Below are 18,251 nucleotides of genomic sequence, written 5' to 3' on the forward strand. Positions count from 1 at the left end.
GGACGCTTCGCTGCTCGAGGCTATAAAATCTTAACAGCGAAACAGCTCCTAGCAGGACGACGTCAGCCCTAGAAACAAAGCGCACTATCCGCTTAGCGGCCTAGTTCCCCTAGCAGCGCGGGTAATAATCCTGCGTGAGCTAGCTTATGATGGGCAATCACCCATTTGGCTTGATTAACCGTATGCGGCGCCGGTATTGCCACTGTTTGCATTGTGGCAGCACGGGCAGCAATTAAGCCATTAAACGAGTCTTCAATTGCAATGCATTGGCTGGGCGCAATACCGAGTGCGCTAGCACAATTTAGATAGACTTCAGGGTGTGGTTTACCAAATGCTAAATTTTCAGCAGACTCGAGCGCCTCAAAATAATGGCCAATATGAAGTTTGTCGAGTACGGCATGAATGATTTTTGACGACGATGATGTCGCCAAGCCAATTTTAAGCCCCAGTTGTTTACAGGCTTCTAGCGAGTCAATCACTCCTTTCATTGGCTTGCCATGAGTATTGATTTGAGCAATTACTTCATCGACAATTTTATTGGCGGTAGCGGTATTATCATAATTTGGCCAAGGAAAGCGCTGATACCAGTAGCTCACAACATGGTCAATACGCAGTCCGGTGGTTTGTTCTACTTCTTCCAAGGTTAAATTAAGCCCAAAACTATTTAGCACAGTTTGCTCAGCTAACTGCCATGCGGGTTCTGAGTCGATTAAAATTCCATCCATATCAAAAATAACGGCTTTTATTTGGGTTGACACTCTAATGACTCCTGAAACATGTTGGCTATGGCGGCAATTATCACGATGTTGGCTGTTTGGTACAATTAAAATTGATTATTTAAAAAATAATTCATCATCAAACCTGATATTTTTTTGTGCAGACTTTAATCAGTAGGGGTGGCGTAACCATTTGTATTTAAATATTTTTAAAACCGTTTCAAACTATTGTCTAATTTTAATTGATTGACTAAGTCTTTAAATTGGTCAATAGCGTGATAAATCGAGTTGATTTCATGCCTCTAACAGTGTGAGCTGATTCATACTTTTATAAAGCTGTAGTATACTGAATGTCGGATTTCAAGCCCGAACCTGTGGAATTATCAGCGTAACAACGTGTGCGCTGAGTTTCGCCGTCAGGCGTCAAACAAAGAGGAATGTTGCCGTGCTAGAAGCATATCGTAAACACGTCGAAGAGCGTGCTGCAGTGGGTATTGTCCCAAAGCCATTAGATGCACAACAAGTGGCTGAATTAGTAAAATTAGTTGAGACTCCACCGGCTGGTGAAGAGGCTGCTGTCCTCGACTTATTAGAAAACCGTATTCCACCAGGTGTTGATGAAGCTGCCTATGTGAAAGCAGCATTCTTAGACGCAGTGGCCAATGGCACTGTGAAATCACCTATTTTATCAGCTGACCGTGCCGTAGAGTTATTAGGCACTATGCAAGGTGGTTACAACATTGAGCCGCTAATTGCTCAATTAGATAACCCAGCCTTAGCGCCATTAGCCGTTAAAGCATTATCAAACACCTTATTAATGTTTGATTCGTACCACGATGTGGTTGAAAAAATGCAAGCGGGTAACGCTCAAGCTAAACAAGTTGTTGAGTCTTGGGCAAATGCAGATTGGTTCTTAAACCGTCCAAAACTTGCTGACAAAGTGACGCTGACTGTGTTTAAAGTGGCGGGTGAAACCAACACTGATGACCTGTCTCCAGCACCAGATGCATGGTCACGTCCTGATATCCCATTGCATGCACTTGCCATGTTGAAAAACGCCCGTGACGGTATCGTACCTGATGTGTCTGGCGAAGTGGGTCCAATCAAAAAAATTGAAGAATTAAAACAAAAAGGTCACCCACTGGTTTATGTTGGTGACGTTGTTGGTACTGGTTCATCACGTAAATCGGCGACTAACTCAGTATTGTGGTTCATGGGCGATGATATCCCTTTTGTGCCAAACAAGCGCGCTGGTGGTTTTTGTTTAGGCGGTAAAATTGCTCCTATTTTCTTCAACACCATGGAAGATGCGGGTGCATTACCGATTGAGTTAGACGTGAGCAACATGGAAATGGGCGATGTTATCGACATTTACCCATACGAAGGCGTTGTTAAACGTGGCGGTACAGACGAAGTTATCTCTACCTTTGAACTGAAAACTGACGTGTTGTTAGATGAAGTTCGTGCTGGTGGTCGTATTCCGTTGATCATTGGCCGTGGCTTAACAGACCGCGCACGTGAAACCTTAGGTTTAGGCGCATCTGACGTGTTCGTACGTCCACAAGATGTGGCAGCATCAGACAAGGGCTTTACCCTTGCACAGAAAATGGTTGGTAAAGCTTGTGGTGTTGCAGGTATTCGTCCTGGCCAATACTGTGAACCTAAAATGACTTCTGTAGGCTCGCAAGATACTACAGGCCCAATGACACGTGATGAGTTAAAAGACTTAGCTTGTTTAGGCTTTAGTGCTGATTTAACCATGCAGTCATTCTGTCACACTGCGGCTTATCCAAAGCCTGTTGACGTTGATACGCACCACACATTACCAGACTTTATCATGAACCGTGGTGGTGTTTCATTACGCCCAGGTGATGGTGTGATTCACTCTTGGTTAAACCGTATGCTTTTACCTGATACCGTAGGTACAGGTGGTGACTCGCATACTCGTTTCCCAATTGGTATTTCATTCCCAGCAGGTTCTGGTTTAGTGGCCTTTGCTGCTGCAACAGGTGTGATGCCTCTTGATATGCCTGAATCTGTTTTAGTGCGCTTTAAAGGGACCATGCAACCAGGTATTACATTACGTGATCTTGTTCATGCTATTCCATTAAAAGCCATTGAAATGGGTCTACTAACGGTTGAGAAAAAAGGCAAAATCAATGCTTTCTCTGGCCGCGTATTAGAAATCGAAGGTCTTGAACAACTGAAAGTTGAACAAGCATTCGAATTATCTGACGCTTCAGCAGAACGTAGTGCTGCGGGTTGTACCATTAAGCTAGACAAAGAGCCTATCATTGAATACCTCAACTCTAACATCGTGATGTTAAAGTGGATGATCAGTGAAGGTTACGGCGATCGTCGTACCATTGAACGTCGTATTACCGCTATGCAAGAGTGGATTGCTAACCCAGAGTTGATGGAAGCTGATAAAGATGCAGAATATGCTGAAATTATCGAAATCGACTTAAACGACATTAAAGAGCCAATCCTTTGTGCACCAAACGATCCTGATGATGCTGTATTATTATCAAGCGTTGCTCAAACTAAGATTGACGAAGTGTTTGTGGGTTCTTGTATGACTAACATCGGTCACTTCCGTGCTACCGGTAAGATGTTAGACAAGTTTGCGAAAACACTGCCAACACGTTTATGGATTGCGCCGCCAACTAAGATGGACAAAGATCAGTTAACGGAAGAAGGTTATTACTCAATCTTTGGCCGTGTCGGTGCACGTATCGAGATCCCTGGTTGTTCTCTGTGTATGGGTAACCAAGCACGTGTTGCTGAAGGCTCAACGGTTGTTTCAACCTCTACTCGTAACTTCCCTAACCGCTTAGGTACAGGCGCTAACGTATACTTGGCCTCTGCTGAGTTAGCCGCAGTAGCAGCGTTACTAGGCCGCCTACCTTCGCCAGAAGAGTATCAAGAATACGCGAAAGAGTTAGATGCAACAGCAGCTGACACTTACCGTTACTTGAACTTCGATCAAATCGACTCTTACACTAAAAAAGCCGATAGCGTGATTTTCCAATCTGCTGTTTAAGCTTGAATTAGTTAAACGTTGAATTAAAAATGCCAGCAGCAATGCTGGCATTTTTGTTTGGTTTGATAGTTTAAGTGTTGGATTTTTTGATAAGGTGTTATCTTTTGTGGAATTTTACAACTTACAGCCGCAGGCCATTGTTAACACTGAGCTCCATACCTATCATTCAACAATGCCAGCAAAATAGCTGGCATTTATAGTAGGGTCATTTAACGTTTTCTAATAATGACCACATCCTTCCTAAGAACGTTATCAACATTAACGACGCGATATGCTGCTGGTTTTACAGCGACCACTTTTGTTACTGTCTTTTGATTTGTAGGTGCTTTAGCGTGTCCATGATGGGCTCTTGGAGCGCAAGCGCTCAAGCTTATTATTGCCAAACCGAGCAATAACACTTTAATGACAGGAAGTTGAATTAACTGTTTCATACACACCTAGGTACAAGTGAAGATTATGAGTTAGCATAATCGTTTTAGTGTCAATTGCTGATCGTGGTGAGTAAAGTTGTGCAAATAGGGCGTTGAAACTAAAGTATTGAGACTAGGTTGTATCGTTGAGTCAATCCATTATGAATACTTAATATTCATATTAATCAGTGGTTCACGCGAACCTTTTTCTGCCCGTAATCTGGCCAAATATTGCTGCCATAGCTCGGCTTGATTGCTGCATAAATTGTATAGCACTTGCCAAGAATACAAACCGGTGTCGTGGCCATCATCAAACACAATTTTGACCGCATAATGGCCCACAGGCTCAATCGCAGTGATGTTGACGGCTTTTTTGTGAGTCACCAAAATAGGATCGCCATGACGTTGTACTTCAGCAGATGGGGAGAAGACTCGGAGCATTTCACAACTGATGTTGTAGGTTTGACCGTTATCAAAAGTGACTTCTAATAACTTAGATTGACGCTTAAGTTTAATGCCGCTAACAGTAGGCGTTGATTGAGTCATGAAGATACCTATAAAAAAAGGATTAACGCTAAATCGCTTATTATCATACGCAATTTTGCTGTTAATCCTATTGTTGTTACCAGTATTTGTGATATCGCAGTGTTTAGAAACGTTTATTATCGCCTTTAATTAACAGTGAGATAAAGGCGATTAAATGTAACGCGCTTATAAAATAAAGCGGCTTAAATCTTCATCTTGTACTAGCGTATCAAGATGATCGTCAACGTATTTAGCGTCAATCACGAAGGTTGAGCCTGACTTTTCAGAAGCATCATACGAGATTTCTTCCATCAGTTTTTCCATTACTGTGTGTAAACGGCGAGCACCGATGTTTTCGGTCCGTTCGTTAACTTGCCATGCGGCTTCTGCAATGCGCTCAATACCTGATTCTGTAAACTCTATTGTGACACCTTCGGTACCCATTAGCGCAATAATTTGCTCTGTTAATGAGGCATTTGGCTCAGTGAGAATACGTTTAAAGTCGTTGGCTGTTAATGCGTCTAATTCAACACGAATAGGTAAACGCCCTTGCAACTCGGGTATTAAGTCAGATGGCTTTGACATCTGGAAAGCCCCAGATGCAATAAACAAAATGTGGTCTGTTTTAACCATGCCGTGTTTGGTGGTTACGGTACAGCCTTCAACTAACGGCAGTAAATCTCGTTGCACACCTTCACGCGACACATCTGGGCCAGAGCTTTCACCGCGTTTACAAATTTTGTCTATTTCGTCTAAAAATACAATGCCATTTTGTTCAACAAGTTCAATCGCTTGTTCTTTTAAATCTTCTTGATTAACCAGTTTTGCCGCTTCATCTTCAACGAGCTGTTTATAGGCATCTTTAATTTTAAGTTTTTTGCGTTTTGAGGTGCTTTGACCAAGATTTTGGAATAAACCTTGTAGCTGGTTGGTCATTTCTTCCATGCCTGGTGGGGCCATGATTTCAACCCCAATTTGCGGCGCAGCAACATCGATTTCGATTTCTTTGTCGTCTAATTGGCCTTCGCGCAACTTTTTCCTAAACACCTGACGGGTATTGGAATCATCTTTCTTGTCGGTGTCCCAATCATCTTTGGGTTTAGGCAATAGCGCATCTAAAATACGTTCTTCAGCCATTTCTTCTGCGCGGTGACGGCATTTTTTCATTTGCAGTTCGCGGGTCATTTTTACCGCTGAGTCGGTTAAATCACGAATGATTTGTTCCACTTCTTTACCAACATAACCTACTTCGGTAAATTTTGTGGCTTCTACTTTAATGAACGGCGCGTTTGCTAGTTTGGCGAGGCGGCGGGCTATTTCGGTTTTACCGACACCGGTTGGCCCAATCATTAAGATGTTTTTTGGGGTGACTTCGTGACGTAATGTAGGTTCAAGCTGCATTCTGCGCCAGCGGTTACGAAGCGCGACAGCGACTGAGCGTTTGGCATTTTTTTGACCGATGATATGCGAATCTAGTTCGTGAACAATTTCACGTGGAGTCATTTCAGACATAACTGTTCCTTTATTAACGCTCGAGTTAGTAGTCTAACTTTTCGATAGTTTTGAATTGGTTGGTAAATACGCAAATGTCGCCAGCAATGGTGAGCGACTTTTCAGCAATCTCCAGGGCGCTTAATTCGGTATTTTGTAAAAGTGCAAGTGCTGAGGCCTGGGCATAGTTGCCACCTGAGCCTATTGCAATAAGGTCGTGTTCAGGCTGCACTACATCGCCGTTACCGGTAATAATGAGTGAGGCTTCAGCGTCGGCAACCACAAGCATGGCTTCAAGCTTGCGCAGCATTCTGTCGGTACGCCAGTCTTTGGCGAGTTCAACTGCTGACTTTAATAAGTGGCCTTGATGCATTTCGAGCTTGGCTTCAAAGCGCTCAAAAAGAGTAAATGCATCGGCAGTACCGCCTGCAAAACCGGCTAATACCTTATTATGATACAAACGACGCACTTTGCGCGCGTTGCCTTTCATGACGGTATTGCCTAAAGATACTTGGCCATCACCTGCGATGACAACTTGGTTATTGCGGCGTACAGATACGATAGTAGTCACGGAAAATCCTCTTTTAATGCGCCAACGAATGTCATTGTTGATTCATGCTTAGCAATGATATGGGGTCTAAATAAAAGATATCAAGGACACCATAAAAAAAGCCCTGTTTGCGTGAACAGGGCTGATCAAGGTTTGCTGTGTTTATCGTTTGGCTAGCGTTATTGCCATAACCAAATTTGGCAGGTATTTATACCTGATTTTTGCATTTTATGACGATTGGTTTCAGCTTCGCGTTTGCTCTGGAAAGGGCCTAGTACTACGCGATACCAAATACCGTTCGCCCCTTCACTGCGGCGCACTTGTGCTTCCATACCTTGAAAGGCAATGCGGGCTTTCATTTCATTTGCTTGCGATTCTTGTCTAAACGAGCCGCACTGCATTTGATAAATTCCACTAGACACCACGCCTGTTGCCGGTAGGTCAATTTCCACTTCCTTGTTTTCTAACTCTTCAAGGTAGGTCCATTCTTCTTGGGGCATGGGTGGTAAGGCATTTGGATCTGGTTTAGCCACCTTTTTAGGTTCAGTTTTTGGTACAGCAGCTTCAGCCTGTACGGTTTTCTTTTTCGGTTGCTGCACAGGCTCTGTCACTTGGGTTTCTGAGCTGCCGTTTATCGACCATAAAAAGTAACCAAAGCCAAAAACAAGGGCGAGCACGACAAATACAGGCAAATAGGGAAAGTTGTGCGCAGGCGCTTTTTTACGCTGTGGTGCACGGCTTTTACGAGGTTTACTTGCTCTGGGTTTGCGGTTTGCGTAGTCGCGACTCATGATTACATCCGCTCTAATGTTTCAATGCCAAGCAGTGACAAGCCTGTTTTTAATGTTTTAGCGGTTAATTGCGATAACAGTAAACGGCTCTGTTTTTGTGTTTCTGTGTCAGCGGCTAATACTGGGCAGGCCTCGTAGAAGCTTGAGAACTCACTGGCAAGTTCGTATAAGTAACCGCATAGCACATGCGGCAAACCTTTTTCGGTCATGCGGGTTAAGACTTCACCGAACTGCGCTAATTTAGTGCCAAGATCTTTTTCTTTTTCGTGCTCAAGGACGATTTTTGCCTGGCTTAAATCGATGTCTTCTGCACGTTTAAAAATACCCGCCACACGGGTGTAAGCATATAACAGGTATGGCGCTGTGTTACCTTCAAAGCTTAACATTTGCTCAAAACTGAAAATGTAATCGCTAGTGCGGTTTTTCGATAAATCAGCGTATTTAACTGCGCTGATACCGACGACGCGAGCAATTTCAGTGAGTGTGTCTTGGTCCATGTCAGGGTTTTTGCTGCGAACAAGTTCTAGTGCGCGCACGTTAGCTTCGTCGAGTAAGTCGACTAACTTAACGACGCCGCCAGAGCGAGTTTTAAATGGACGGCCATCTTCGCCGTTCATGGTGCCAAACCCAGTGTGCTCTAAAGACATGTTTGGGTTAACAAATTTTGCTAATTTGGCAAGGCTAAATACTTGCTGAAAGTGCAGCGCTTGGCGAAGATCAACAAAGTACATTGCGCGATCGGCTTTCAGTACGTTTGAGCGATAACGCATGGCGGCTAAGTCTGATGTGGCATACAGGTAACCGCCATCGGCCTTTTGAATAATAACCGGTAAGGGTTCGCCTTCTTTGGTGCGAAACTCTTCCTGAAAGACCACTTTGGCGCCATTACTCTCGCTTAATAACCCTTGGGCGTCTAAATCGTTAACTACCTGAGCAAGATCGGCGTTATAAGCACTTTCGCCGTGCACATCGGCGCGGGTTAGGCTAACACCAAGACGTTGGTATACCTCATGACAGTGGCTAAGCGAGATGTCGTTAAACTCACGCCACAGTTTATTACAGTATTCATCGCCCGATTGTAAGGCTACGACTAACTGACGTGCGCGAGTGGCAAATTCAGTTGACTCGTCAAAACGCACTTTGGCTGCACGGTAAAAGCTTTCTAGGTCAGACAATTCCATTTTGGCTTGTTCGCCATTGGCTTTGCGTAACTCTTCCATGTACGCCAATAACATACCAAATTGTGTACCCCAGTCGCCAACGTGGTTTTGACGGATAACCTTGTGTCCTAAAAACTCTAGTGCACGTACAACGCTGTCACCGATTATGGTTGAACGTAAGTGGCCAACGTGCATTTCTTTGGCTAAGTTTGGCGATGAATAATCGACAACGATAGTTTGCTTAGCCGGTAAGGTCACGCCTAAGTGGTCATCGTGTAATGCTTGTTGCAGCTGGTTAGCTAGCGCATTGTCGTCAATAAAGAAGTTAATAAAACCTGGGCCGGCGATTTCAACTTTAGCAACATGAGATGACGCGGGTAGGGTGTCGATAATCAATTGGGCTAATTCGCGAGGGTTCTTTTGGGCCACTTTGGTCAGCATCATTGCAAGGTTAGTCGCCAAGTCACCATGACTTTTATCTTTAGTGCGATCGACCTGAATGCGTGCTTGAAAATCAGCTGGCACAATACCTTGCTGTTTAAAAGATTCGAGGGTTTGTTCTAGTAAAGATTCAATATGTGATTTCATGGGCGTTTGCTTGCACTAATTCGTTAAATGAATGACATGACGGAACCGCGTATTTTAGCCGTTTATGGGGTTAAATTGCTATCTGCTTTAGCGGAAATATTGGTTTTTTTGTCTAATTCAACTTGAATAACAATTTAATCGAAGTTTATGACAGAGGTTATGGCGTTTGAATGCGGTCAATTACATTAAATCTTGAGGATCTCTATCGATTGTCCAGCGGCAGCGTTTCCCTTCGGGTAATTGTTCAATTTGAGTCAATACATGTTCAAATACGCTCTGCAAGTGATGCCGACTCTTGGCTTGCAGCATTAATTGGCGTCGATATTTGCCGGCTTTACGGTCTAAGGGCGCTGGAATTGGGCCGATGACTTCAAGGTCGTTACTTTGTGGGATAAGTTGGCTTATTTGAGCTAAAAATGCATCTGCGTCTTGGGCTAAATGGGCTTCTGCGCGAATTAACACCATGTGCCATGCAGGGGGCAATAATGCCTGTTGGCGCTCAGTTAACTGGCTGCGGGCAAATTCGCCGTATCCCCGTTGCAGTAAATCACGCAAAATAGGGTTGTCACTTTGGTGGGTTTGCAGTAGCACTTTACCGGGTTTGTCGGCTCGCCCGGCACGGCCAGACACTTGCGTGTAGAGTTGGCCAAATCGTTCAGGGGCTCGAAAGTCAGCACTAAATAGCGCGCCGTCGACATCGAGTAAGCCCACTAGGGTCACATCAGGAAAATGATGCCCTTTAGCCAACATTTGAGTGCCCACTAAAATTTTATATTTACCCATATAGATCCCTTGTAATTGTTGTTCAAGGGAGCCCTTTCGGCGTGTGGTGTCGCGGTCAATACGCACAACAGGATGGTTGGGGAATAACTTAACCAATTCTTGTTCAAGTTGTTCTGTACCTAAACCGTGTCCCATTAACATTGTACTGCCACATTGGTGGCATTGTTTGGGGATGGCATATTGATTACCGCAGTGATGGCAGCAAATTTCGTTTAAACCTTGATGCACGGTAAAAAAGGCATCGCAGCGATCGCATTCATGTAAATGGCCGCATTCGTGGCACAGTAAGGCAGGGGCAAAGCCACGGCGATTTAAAAACAATAATACCTGGTTGCCCGCATCAAGGTGCATACGCATTTCGTTAATTAATGAGGCCGACATGCCAGCTTTTAATGGTTGCGAGGTAATATCGATGATGCCTTGCTTGACTTTTTGTGCCACACCAGCGCGTTCACTTAACTCAAGGTGATGATATCGTCCCGATAATGCATTTTGTAAGGTTTCAAGTGAAGGGGTTGCCGAGCCGAGTACTACTTGTATGTCTTCTAAATGACCGCGCATTACGGCGAGATCTCGGGCGTGGTAACGCACTCCTTCTTGTTGTTTAAAGCTGCTGTCGTGTTCTTCGTCTAAAATGATAAGGCCAGGAAATGCCATTGGAGTAAACAGGGCAGAGCGCGTGCCGATAATAATTGCCGCTTCGCCAACGCGTGCTTGTCGCCATGCTTCAAGACGTTGGTTGTCGGTTAGCCCTGAGTGAATAACCGCAACGGTGACGGCAAATCGGCGCTTAAAACGATTGATGGTTTGTGGGGTTAAGCCGATTTCTGGCACTAAAATTAGCGCTTGTTTGCCTTGTTTTAAAATGGTTTCGAGCAAGGTTAAATAAACCTCGGTTTTACCTGAGCCTGTGATACCTTCAAGTAAGGTGCAATGAAACCCTTGCTGTTGGGTGAGCACTGATACGGCAACCGCTTGTTGTTTGTTTAACTTGTGGGGCGACTCGTTCATCACTAATTGCTGGCGCCAGCTTACATTGTGACTAACTGGCCTGTTTTTTTGCTCCACCCATTGCTTTTCTTGTAACGCATTAAGTGCCGATTTACTTAATGCTTGGTTGGTAAATTCATCCTGAGTAAGCGGCTGGCTTAGTAATAATTCGAAGAGTTTTTTTTGTGCTGGGGCACGTTTAAGCACGCTAGCATCGGCTTGGCGACCTTGTTCGGTTAAGTGATATTCCACCAGGGTTTGGGGCGTGGCATCTAGCCCCTTACGTAAGGCAACAGGAAGCGCTTGGCTGAGCATTTGACCTTGCGAGCTAAAATAATATCTCGCGGCCCAAATGGTTAATTTATATAGCGAGTCGGGCAGTAATGGGGCATCATCTAGCACTGCTGTCACGGATTTTATCTGCTGCGGTGCTAAGTTGCATGTGTCGCTGATTGCGGTGATTAATCCAACGAGTTGTTGGCGCCCAAAAGGGACTTTAACGCGCAACCCAATTTGCAGTGTTGTTTGCAGCTCGTCCTTCACGCGATAACTAAAGTTTTGACGTAATGGGACAGGTAAAGCGACTTCAACAAACACGGGCATAAGGTTTCACATTTTTCGATTCTGTTAGCGATTGCGGATCAGTTTACCTCTAAGTGTCATCAAAGAGATAGGGCAAGTGTTATGTGTAAAAGACTTATTATGGTCTTATTTATCATTACAGGTTTATGGGGAAATGCTCAACCTGTGTTTGCGCAAGTTCATCATGTCAGTATTAATAGCAGGCAGTCAGCACTGGATCAGCCACCTTTGTTAAAAATGAATCTAGTGATGCAAAATGATGATTGGTCATCGCTGCGCTTTTACCTTAGACAAAAAGTAGACGGAGTCGTACAGCAACAAGCGTTAACGATTCAACCGATTAATCGATTTTTGGCGCAACTTTCGGGTAAATCGAAGGTAACAGATAACCATGCTCAGCTCGTGATTACACAAAACGATAAAAAAAGTGAGCGCATTTTAGCTGTGTTGGCATTATTTGAAGCGCCGCTGTCATTTAACAGCGCCGCGTTAGCCAATACTCAGGTCGCAGCAGTGGCAAATACGCGAGTGGTTAACGATGAGCAGCATGCTCAACCGTCTGTTACGTCTGCCACAGCGGTTGACGATACACCTGCCAAGGTTGCTTTATTAGCGCCAAGCAGGCCAAACGACTGTCAAATTGTGAAGGATAATTCAGACACATTATGGCGTATTGCTGATCGTTATAAAGATGATTGGAATACCAGTGTATATGGGGCTATGCTGGCAATATTTGAAACCAATATGTTGGCTTTTTCACAGCAAAAAATTCATTTGTTATTAAAAGATGCCGTTTTAGTGTGCCCATCTACAGAAGTGTTGGCTCAATATGATAATAAAGCGGTAGATAAACGCGTTTTTGAAGTGATTGAAGCAAAACATGCTGCAAAATAGCCGTTAATTGCTTAACTGTGACAGGGTTAAACAAAGTGTTGAGTAATTACTCATGTATATCAGTAATTGGTTGCAGCAAAGAATGTTAGTTTATATAGTTGCTTCGTTATAAATAAAATAATTCAACAATATCATCGCAGTAATGATAAACAACAATAAAGACGGTATTGACGAAATTTACAGCGTTATTTAGCGCTGCTTTGAGGGCGATTTTGAGTAAAGGATTGATTTGATGAAAGGCGTAAAGTTGTTAGCCATAATGGCATTTTTCGCTGTGGGGTACGTGCCAGCGTTATTTGCAGAAGTCAGTCATATTAGTATTGATGCCGCCGCATTTGAGCTAGGTCAAAAGCCCACATTAACGGTTAATGTTGTGACAGAACATCATGATTTATCTCGGCTGACTTTTTATTTACGTCAGATTTACCAAGACAATATTGTGTTAGAAAAATTAAATGTAGAGCGCCAGGGTGAAGATGTGTTTATTTTGTCTGGCAAAGAAGTATTGCGCGATCCTGACTCTGCGTTAATTGTCTCTGAATATCGTAATGCCAAATGGCAGCAATATTCTCCTGTGCCATTGTTTAATCAACCTTTACAGATTAGCAGCCACCAACCGGTTGCGATAAAAAAAATGAAGTCACCGACTTCAGCACCAACCTATAACCCAGCACCTCGTCCCGCACTAACAACAATAGTTGCCAATGCGCCGCAATTGGCAAGCACTCAAGAACTGTTGGAAGGGTGTAATATTATTAAACAGCCCAATGACTCTTTGTGGAAAATAGCGGTTAGATACCGCAAAAAGTGGGGGTCTAATATTTACGGTGCGATGCTTGCTTTGTATGAGGCTAATCCACAAGCATTTTATCAAGGCAAAATCAGCATGCTGCAACTAGAGAGCTCTTTACGTTGTCCGTCTGCCGATGTGTTAGTGAATTATCAAAATGTTGATGCTGATAGAGTTACGTTCGACAATTTAGTGGCCAGCCAGCAAAACCCCAATTATGTGGCACCCCAACCTAAGCCTTATGTACCAGATGCCTCGTTACAACCAGTACAGATCGAGCACCTTGCAACCGTGGCGCCAGAAAAAAGCGTAACAGAGGTTGTTGAAAGTTCGATTAAGTCGTTTGAAGATGCGACACAAACAACAGTGGTTAGCGAGCTTGCTCAAAACAAGGTATATCAATGTGCCATAGATAAACAGGCTGAAGATAGTTTGTGGCGGGTTGCTGTTCGCAATCATCAGCAACTTAATACCAATGTTTATGGCGCAATGTTAGCGATTTACGAATCGAATCCTGATGCGTTTTTTAAACACAAAATTTATCTGTTAATGGCTGAGAGCCAATTAAGTTGCCCATCGCAAAAGGTATTACAACAATACCAAGATGCCGTTAAAGATAAGCTAACTTATGAAGCTCTTGAGCGTAAACAAAGGCGTTCGTAATTGATTGATACGCAAGTGAGCATAAATTCTACTTGTTTGTGTTTGTGAGACGCTGTATTATCTCGCGCCTAAAACATATTGTTATTAACTTCATGTGGTGTCCAACTTCGGGTTGTGATAGCGACATGGCCTTCAATTTAAGGTACTCCAAATGAAAACTGGTATTCACCCAAACTACGCTGAAATCACTGCAACTTGTACTTGTGGTAACGTTATTAAAGTAAACTCTACCGTTGGTAAAGACTTACACTTAGACGTATGTGGTGCATGTCACCCATTCTACACTGGTACTCAGAAAGTGGTTGACACTGGTGGTCGTATCGACAAGTTCAACAAGCGTTTTGGTATGCTTGGTAAGAAGTAATTGCAACGCAATTGACTTCAAAAGGCGCCTTGGGCGCCTTTTTTGTTTTTAGTATTGCATGTTGACATTATGCTGTAATGGAAACTTATTTTTTAGTGGTAAACAATGTAAAAAAGCCTAAAAGTGCTTATATTGTTATTTAAGCAAAATAAATAACAAAAAAGGCAGCTATAAACGGTTTATTCCTTTAAATCTTGTTATTTTCCTACAAATATAACTCTTTGATTTATTTATATTCATGTTCATTTAGTTCTACTAACAAAACCTAGCCCGGTTTTGACGGGGCAACTCATCCTATCACTGAGTTTTTCATTTCTATCAACACTGTAATAGCGTATCGTTACAACACTTTCGATGGTTAGCAGACTTAATTGGGTTGAGGTGCTCACCATTATTTTTATTTAATAGCGCATTTCAGGATGTAAACAATGTCAGATATTCGCCAACAAGCACTCGATTATCATGAATTCCCCGTACCAGGCAAAACGGCTGTGTGCTTAACTAAGCCTGCTCAATCTAGTCACGACCTTGCTCTTGCTTACAGCCCAGGTGTTGCTGAGCCAGTGAGAGAGATTGCCTCTAATCCTGAAAATGCTTATCGCTACACAAATAAAGGTAACACGGTTGCGGTTATTTCTAACGGCACTGCTATTTTGGGGTTAGGTAACTTAGGTCCGTTAGCATCAAAGCCGGTAATGGAAGGTAAGTCTCTTTTATTTAAACGTTTTGCCAATATTGACTCTATAGACATAGAAGTGAAACACCGTACCACTGAAGATTTTATTAATACGGTAGAGTCGATTGCAGATACCTTTGGTGGCATTAATTTAGAAGATATAAAAGCCCCAGAATGTTTTGAAATAGAACAAGAGTTGATTAAACGCTGTAATATTCCAGTTTTTCACGACGACCAACATGGCACGGCTATTGTGACTGCAGCAGGGATGTTAAATGCGTTAGACATTCAGGGTAAAAAAATTGATGATGCGATATTTGTTTGTTTAGGCGCCGGTGCAGCAGCGATTGCTTGTATGAGCATGATTGTTAAATGCGGAGCACTTCGTGAGAACGTATACATGCTAGACAGGCAAGGAGTGATCCATACGCGTCGAGACGACTTAAACGAGTATAAAGCGTTATTTGCCAACAATACCGATAAGCGCACTTTGCAAGATGTCATCAAAGATGCCGATGTCTTTTTAGGGTTATCTGGTGCTGATTTACTCACCGCAGACGATATTGCCTTGATGGCACCTAATCCGGTGATTTTTGCGTGTTCAAACCCCGACCCTGAAATCAAGCCAGAATTAGCGCATGCCATCCGTCAGGATGTCATTATGGGCACAGGACGCAGTGACTACCCTAACCAAGTGAATAACGTATTGTGCTTCCCGTTTATTTTTAGAGGGGCATTAGATGTGCGCGCCTCAGTGATAAATGATGAGATGAAGCTAGCCGCAGTGTATGCGATAGCTAATTTGGCCAAAGAACCTGTACCAGCAGAAGTGTTAGCTGCGTATCCTAAAGTGACATCTCTGAGTTTTGGTGCCGAATATGTGCTTCCTAAACCTATGGATCCACGATTGCTTCCAATTGTTGCTCGTGCGGTATCGCAAGCTGCGATAGATTCTGGAGTGGCTAAGATTTCAACACTGCCAAGTGACTATAAGATCTAAAGGGTTAGAGTTTTTTGAACTTTCAACGTTATTTTGGCAGCGAATTATTGGTCATTTCTATAAGGCAGAGGCTTTAAGGTGCGTTATACCACATAAATAGACGATTACATTAGGGGCGTAAGCCCCTTATTGTTATTTGACGAAAACGAAGAGTGAACTTATAACACGCAATCGCTATACTGGTTAAAATGAGTTAGTCCAAATAAAAATAAATCCAGCAGGACAGCGGATAAATGAAACTCACCAAAATCCTTACAAAAAAAATAACCAGCTTTTGGTTACTTTCTCTTGCCGCAGTTGCCTTTGTTTTTCTTCTGTGTGCTTTTATTAGCGTTATACAGCTTACTTATGTATTTCAGCAGCAAAAAGTCACTCAACTCGAAACCATGTTGGTTGAACAGGGTAAGCTGCAGCAAAGCAGCCCGCTTTCAACTTGGTTGCCACCTGTGTTGTCTGCTTATGGTGCCGTTCATTTTACCTTAAGTCAGGGCGATAACGTCATATATGAATATCACCCCAATGAGCATTATGTTACCAACAGCCGTTTAACTCGGTATCAAAGTAAACTTGAAAATGGCCAGCAGATCTTGTTAATCATGCCGCCACCGTTAACGGTTAATCATCTTGGCTGGTCTGAGTTAGGTATTTTAGTTATCGGTTTTGTTGCGATAGGTTTTTTTGTACGTTTTGGCTATGCCTGGTATTCGCGTGAGCTTGATGGAATTGAACAACTTGCGCTGCGCAGTAAGCTTATTTTAGAAGGGGATTTAGTGCAAGCTGCGCAAGTCCCCACAAACGGTAAGCCAAGAATGATTAATCGGGCGATAACCAAGCTTTTAGCAGACTTAGATGATGCCCATAAAGAGCGCGGTCGATTAGATCAGTTTATTCGCAAAGACACGTTTTTGGATAAACAAACGCAAATCGGCAATAGCATTTTTTTTCAAAACCGCCTTGATGCATTAAGTCATAATCAAAAAATGATTGCTCACGGTGTGTTAATGTTAATTGAATTTGACGACATGGATTTAGTGGAAGAGGCATTAGGCGAAAGTGGACTAAAAGCCATGTTTACCCTAACCACTGAGGCCATTACCACGATTTTAGCGCAGTACGAGGGGAGTATTTTTGCCCGTCGAAGCTATCAACAACTTGTTATTGTCATTCCTCAATTATCGCTGGCCGAAGCCGATCAGTTAGCACAAAGGGTGCTCAAAACCTGCCTTGCGTTACCTTTTTATGGGTTAGGTAATCCTGACAACTTTTTGCATTTAGGGAGTGCGTTTTTTAAAGCTGGCGATTTACAAGTTCAGCTTATTGAAGAGGCTGAAATGGCCCTACGCGCGGCGCAGCTCCAACGTGTAAATAACTGGTTTATGTATGATAAAGGCGCTGTTGATGAAGAGATTGCCAAGGGGTCAGTTCGTTGGCGTAGTTTTCTTGAAAATGCGCTTGTGTCTAAGCGATTTTTCACCTTGCAACAAGCGGTAGTGGATAGCGACAACAATATCTTACATTACGAAGTGTTTAGCCGAGCACGTGATAACCAAGGCAATGATGTGCGGGCAACGCTGTTTATTCCTATGGCGAATAAATGCGGCTTAATGCCACAAATCGAACGCCAAATATTAGAGCAGGTATTGTTTGGTTTAATGGTGAACAATCATGCCACGTATTGTATTAATTTGAGTTTAGATACCCTGGTCAGTCGTGCCTTTATTCGTTGGATACAATCAACCTTACTGGAGCATCGCCCTTTGGCAGCCAGACTGATTTTTGAAGTGTCTGAAGACATTGTGGTGAAGCATCAAGCTAACCCTGCCCTCGTAAAAGCGCTCGATATGCTAAAAAAAATGGGTGCTAAATTGGCCGTCGATCATGTTGGTCAACATGTTGTTGGAACCCATTATATTCAAGAGCATCATTTTGATTTAGTAAAGTTACACCGCTCGATTGTGAGACAGGTGCATCAGCGCTCAGAAAATCAACTTTTTATACGCAGTTTAATCGGCGGGCTTTACCGAGCTGAAGTGAAGGTTATTGCAGAGGGGGTTGAATGTTTTGAGGAGTGGCAAACATTGAAAATTTTGGGTGTGAGTGCGGCCCAAGGTGAGTATTTAGACCAAATAACTGGCAGTGCTTCATAAAAACATCAAGTGCTTAATAACCAAACTTTGGTTCTAGGTTTTACATTAAGTATGCTATATTGATATTGTTGTAACAAAATGAAAACAT

Annotated in this window: 14 protein-coding genes; 6 read left to right on the forward strand and 8 right to left on the reverse strand. The window is 43.1% G+C overall.

Features of this window, described 5'->3' with window-relative positions; genetic code table 11:
• Positions 1 to 92 precede the first annotated feature (92 nt).
• Positions 93 to 758 carry a hexitol phosphatase HxpB gene (gene hxpB / locus L2703_RS09000; protein WP_248970769.1) on the reverse strand — a complete coding sequence of 222 codons (666 nt, stop codon included), beginning with the start codon at positions 756 to 758 and terminating at the stop codon, positions 93 to 95.
• A gap of 403 nt (positions 759 to 1,161) precedes the next feature.
• On the opposite strand from hxpB, the gene acnB reads away from it, so the two are divergent.
• Positions 1,162 to 3,759 carry a bifunctional aconitate hydratase 2/2-methylisocitrate dehydratase gene (gene acnB / locus L2703_RS09005; protein ID WP_248970770.1) on the forward strand — a complete coding sequence of 866 codons (2,598 nt, stop codon included), beginning with the start codon at positions 1,162 to 1,164 and terminating at the stop codon, positions 3,757 to 3,759.
• Positions 3,760 to 3,968: 209 nt separating this feature from the next.
• Here the strand turns inward: acnB and L2703_RS09010 are convergent, their stop codons facing one another.
• The 7 genes from L2703_RS09010 to priA form a co-directional block, all read right to left on the reverse strand.
• The gene (locus L2703_RS09010) at positions 3,969 to 4,190 is read right to left on the reverse strand and encodes a hypothetical protein (RefSeq protein ID WP_248970771.1); all 222 of its coding nucleotides are present in this window, start codon (positions 4,188 to 4,190) and stop codon (positions 3,969 to 3,971) included.
• A 138-nt stretch (positions 4,191 to 4,328) separates the two neighbouring features.
• Positions 4,329 to 4,715, reverse strand: a complete 387-nt coding sequence (locus L2703_RS09015; protein ID WP_248970772.1) for a gamma-butyrobetaine hydroxylase family protein — start codon at positions 4,713 to 4,715, stop codon at positions 4,329 to 4,331.
• Positions 4,716 to 4,880: 165 nt separating this feature from the next.
• Entirely contained in the window at positions 4,881 to 6,206 is a 1,326-nt protein-coding gene (gene hslU / locus L2703_RS09020) for an ATP-dependent protease ATPase subunit HslU (RefSeq protein WP_248970773.1), read from the reverse strand.
• Between the two features lie 25 nt (positions 6,207 to 6,231).
• Entirely contained in the window at positions 6,232 to 6,756 is a 525-nt protein-coding gene (gene hslV / locus L2703_RS09025; RefSeq protein WP_248970774.1) for an ATP-dependent protease subunit HslV, read from the reverse strand.
• Between the two features lie 158 nt (positions 6,757 to 6,914).
• Positions 6,915 to 7,526, reverse strand: a complete 612-nt coding sequence (locus tag L2703_RS09030; RefSeq protein ID WP_248970775.1) for an SPOR domain-containing protein — start codon at positions 7,524 to 7,526, stop codon at positions 6,915 to 6,917.
• 2 nt (positions 7,527 to 7,528) lie between these two features.
• Positions 7,529 to 9,274, reverse strand: coding sequence for an arginine--tRNA ligase (gene argS, locus L2703_RS09035; RefSeq protein ID WP_248970776.1), 1,746 nt, complete (start codon positions 9,272 to 9,274; stop codon positions 7,529 to 7,531).
• Positions 9,275 to 9,454: 180 nt separating this feature from the next.
• Positions 9,455 to 11,650, reverse strand: a complete 2,196-nt coding sequence (gene priA, locus L2703_RS09040) for a primosomal protein N' (protein WP_248970777.1) — start codon at positions 11,648 to 11,650, stop codon at positions 9,455 to 9,457.
• Between the two features lie 99 nt (positions 11,651 to 11,749).
• Between priA and L2703_RS09045 the strand changes: the two genes are divergently transcribed.
• The 5 genes from L2703_RS09045 to csrD all read left to right on the forward strand — a co-directional run bounded on the left by L2703_RS09045 (position 11,750) and on the right by csrD (position 18,163).
• Positions 11,750 to 12,523, forward strand: a complete 774-nt coding sequence (locus L2703_RS09045) for a FimV/HubP family polar landmark protein (RefSeq protein WP_248970778.1) — start codon at positions 11,750 to 11,752, stop codon at positions 12,521 to 12,523.
• A 232-nt stretch (positions 12,524 to 12,755) separates the two neighbouring features.
• Entirely contained in the window at positions 12,756 to 13,976 is a 1,221-nt protein-coding gene (locus tag L2703_RS09050; protein WP_248970779.1) for a FimV/HubP family polar landmark protein, read from the forward strand.
• Positions 13,977 to 14,127: 151 nt separating this feature from the next.
• Positions 14,128 to 14,340 carry a 50S ribosomal protein L31 gene (rpmE, locus tag L2703_RS09055; RefSeq protein ID WP_188925992.1) on the forward strand — a complete coding sequence of 71 codons (213 nt, stop codon included), beginning with the start codon at positions 14,128 to 14,130 and terminating at the stop codon, positions 14,338 to 14,340.
• Between the two features lie 428 nt (positions 14,341 to 14,768).
• The gene (locus L2703_RS09060) at positions 14,769 to 16,016 is read left to right on the forward strand and encodes a malic enzyme-like NAD(P)-binding protein (protein ID WP_248970780.1); all 1,248 of its coding nucleotides are present in this window, start codon (positions 14,769 to 14,771) and stop codon (positions 16,014 to 16,016) included.
• A 233-nt stretch (positions 16,017 to 16,249) separates the two neighbouring features.
• A complete protein-coding gene (gene csrD / locus L2703_RS09065) occupies positions 16,250 to 18,163 on the forward strand; it encodes an RNase E specificity factor CsrD (RefSeq protein ID WP_248970781.1) in 1,914 nt (637 codons plus the stop codon).
• Positions 18,164 to 18,251: the final 88 nt, after the last annotated feature.

The organism is Shewanella basaltis (assembly GCF_023283885.1).
GTDB classification, from domain to species: Bacteria; Pseudomonadota; Gammaproteobacteria; order Enterobacterales; family Shewanellaceae; genus Shewanella; species Shewanella basaltis.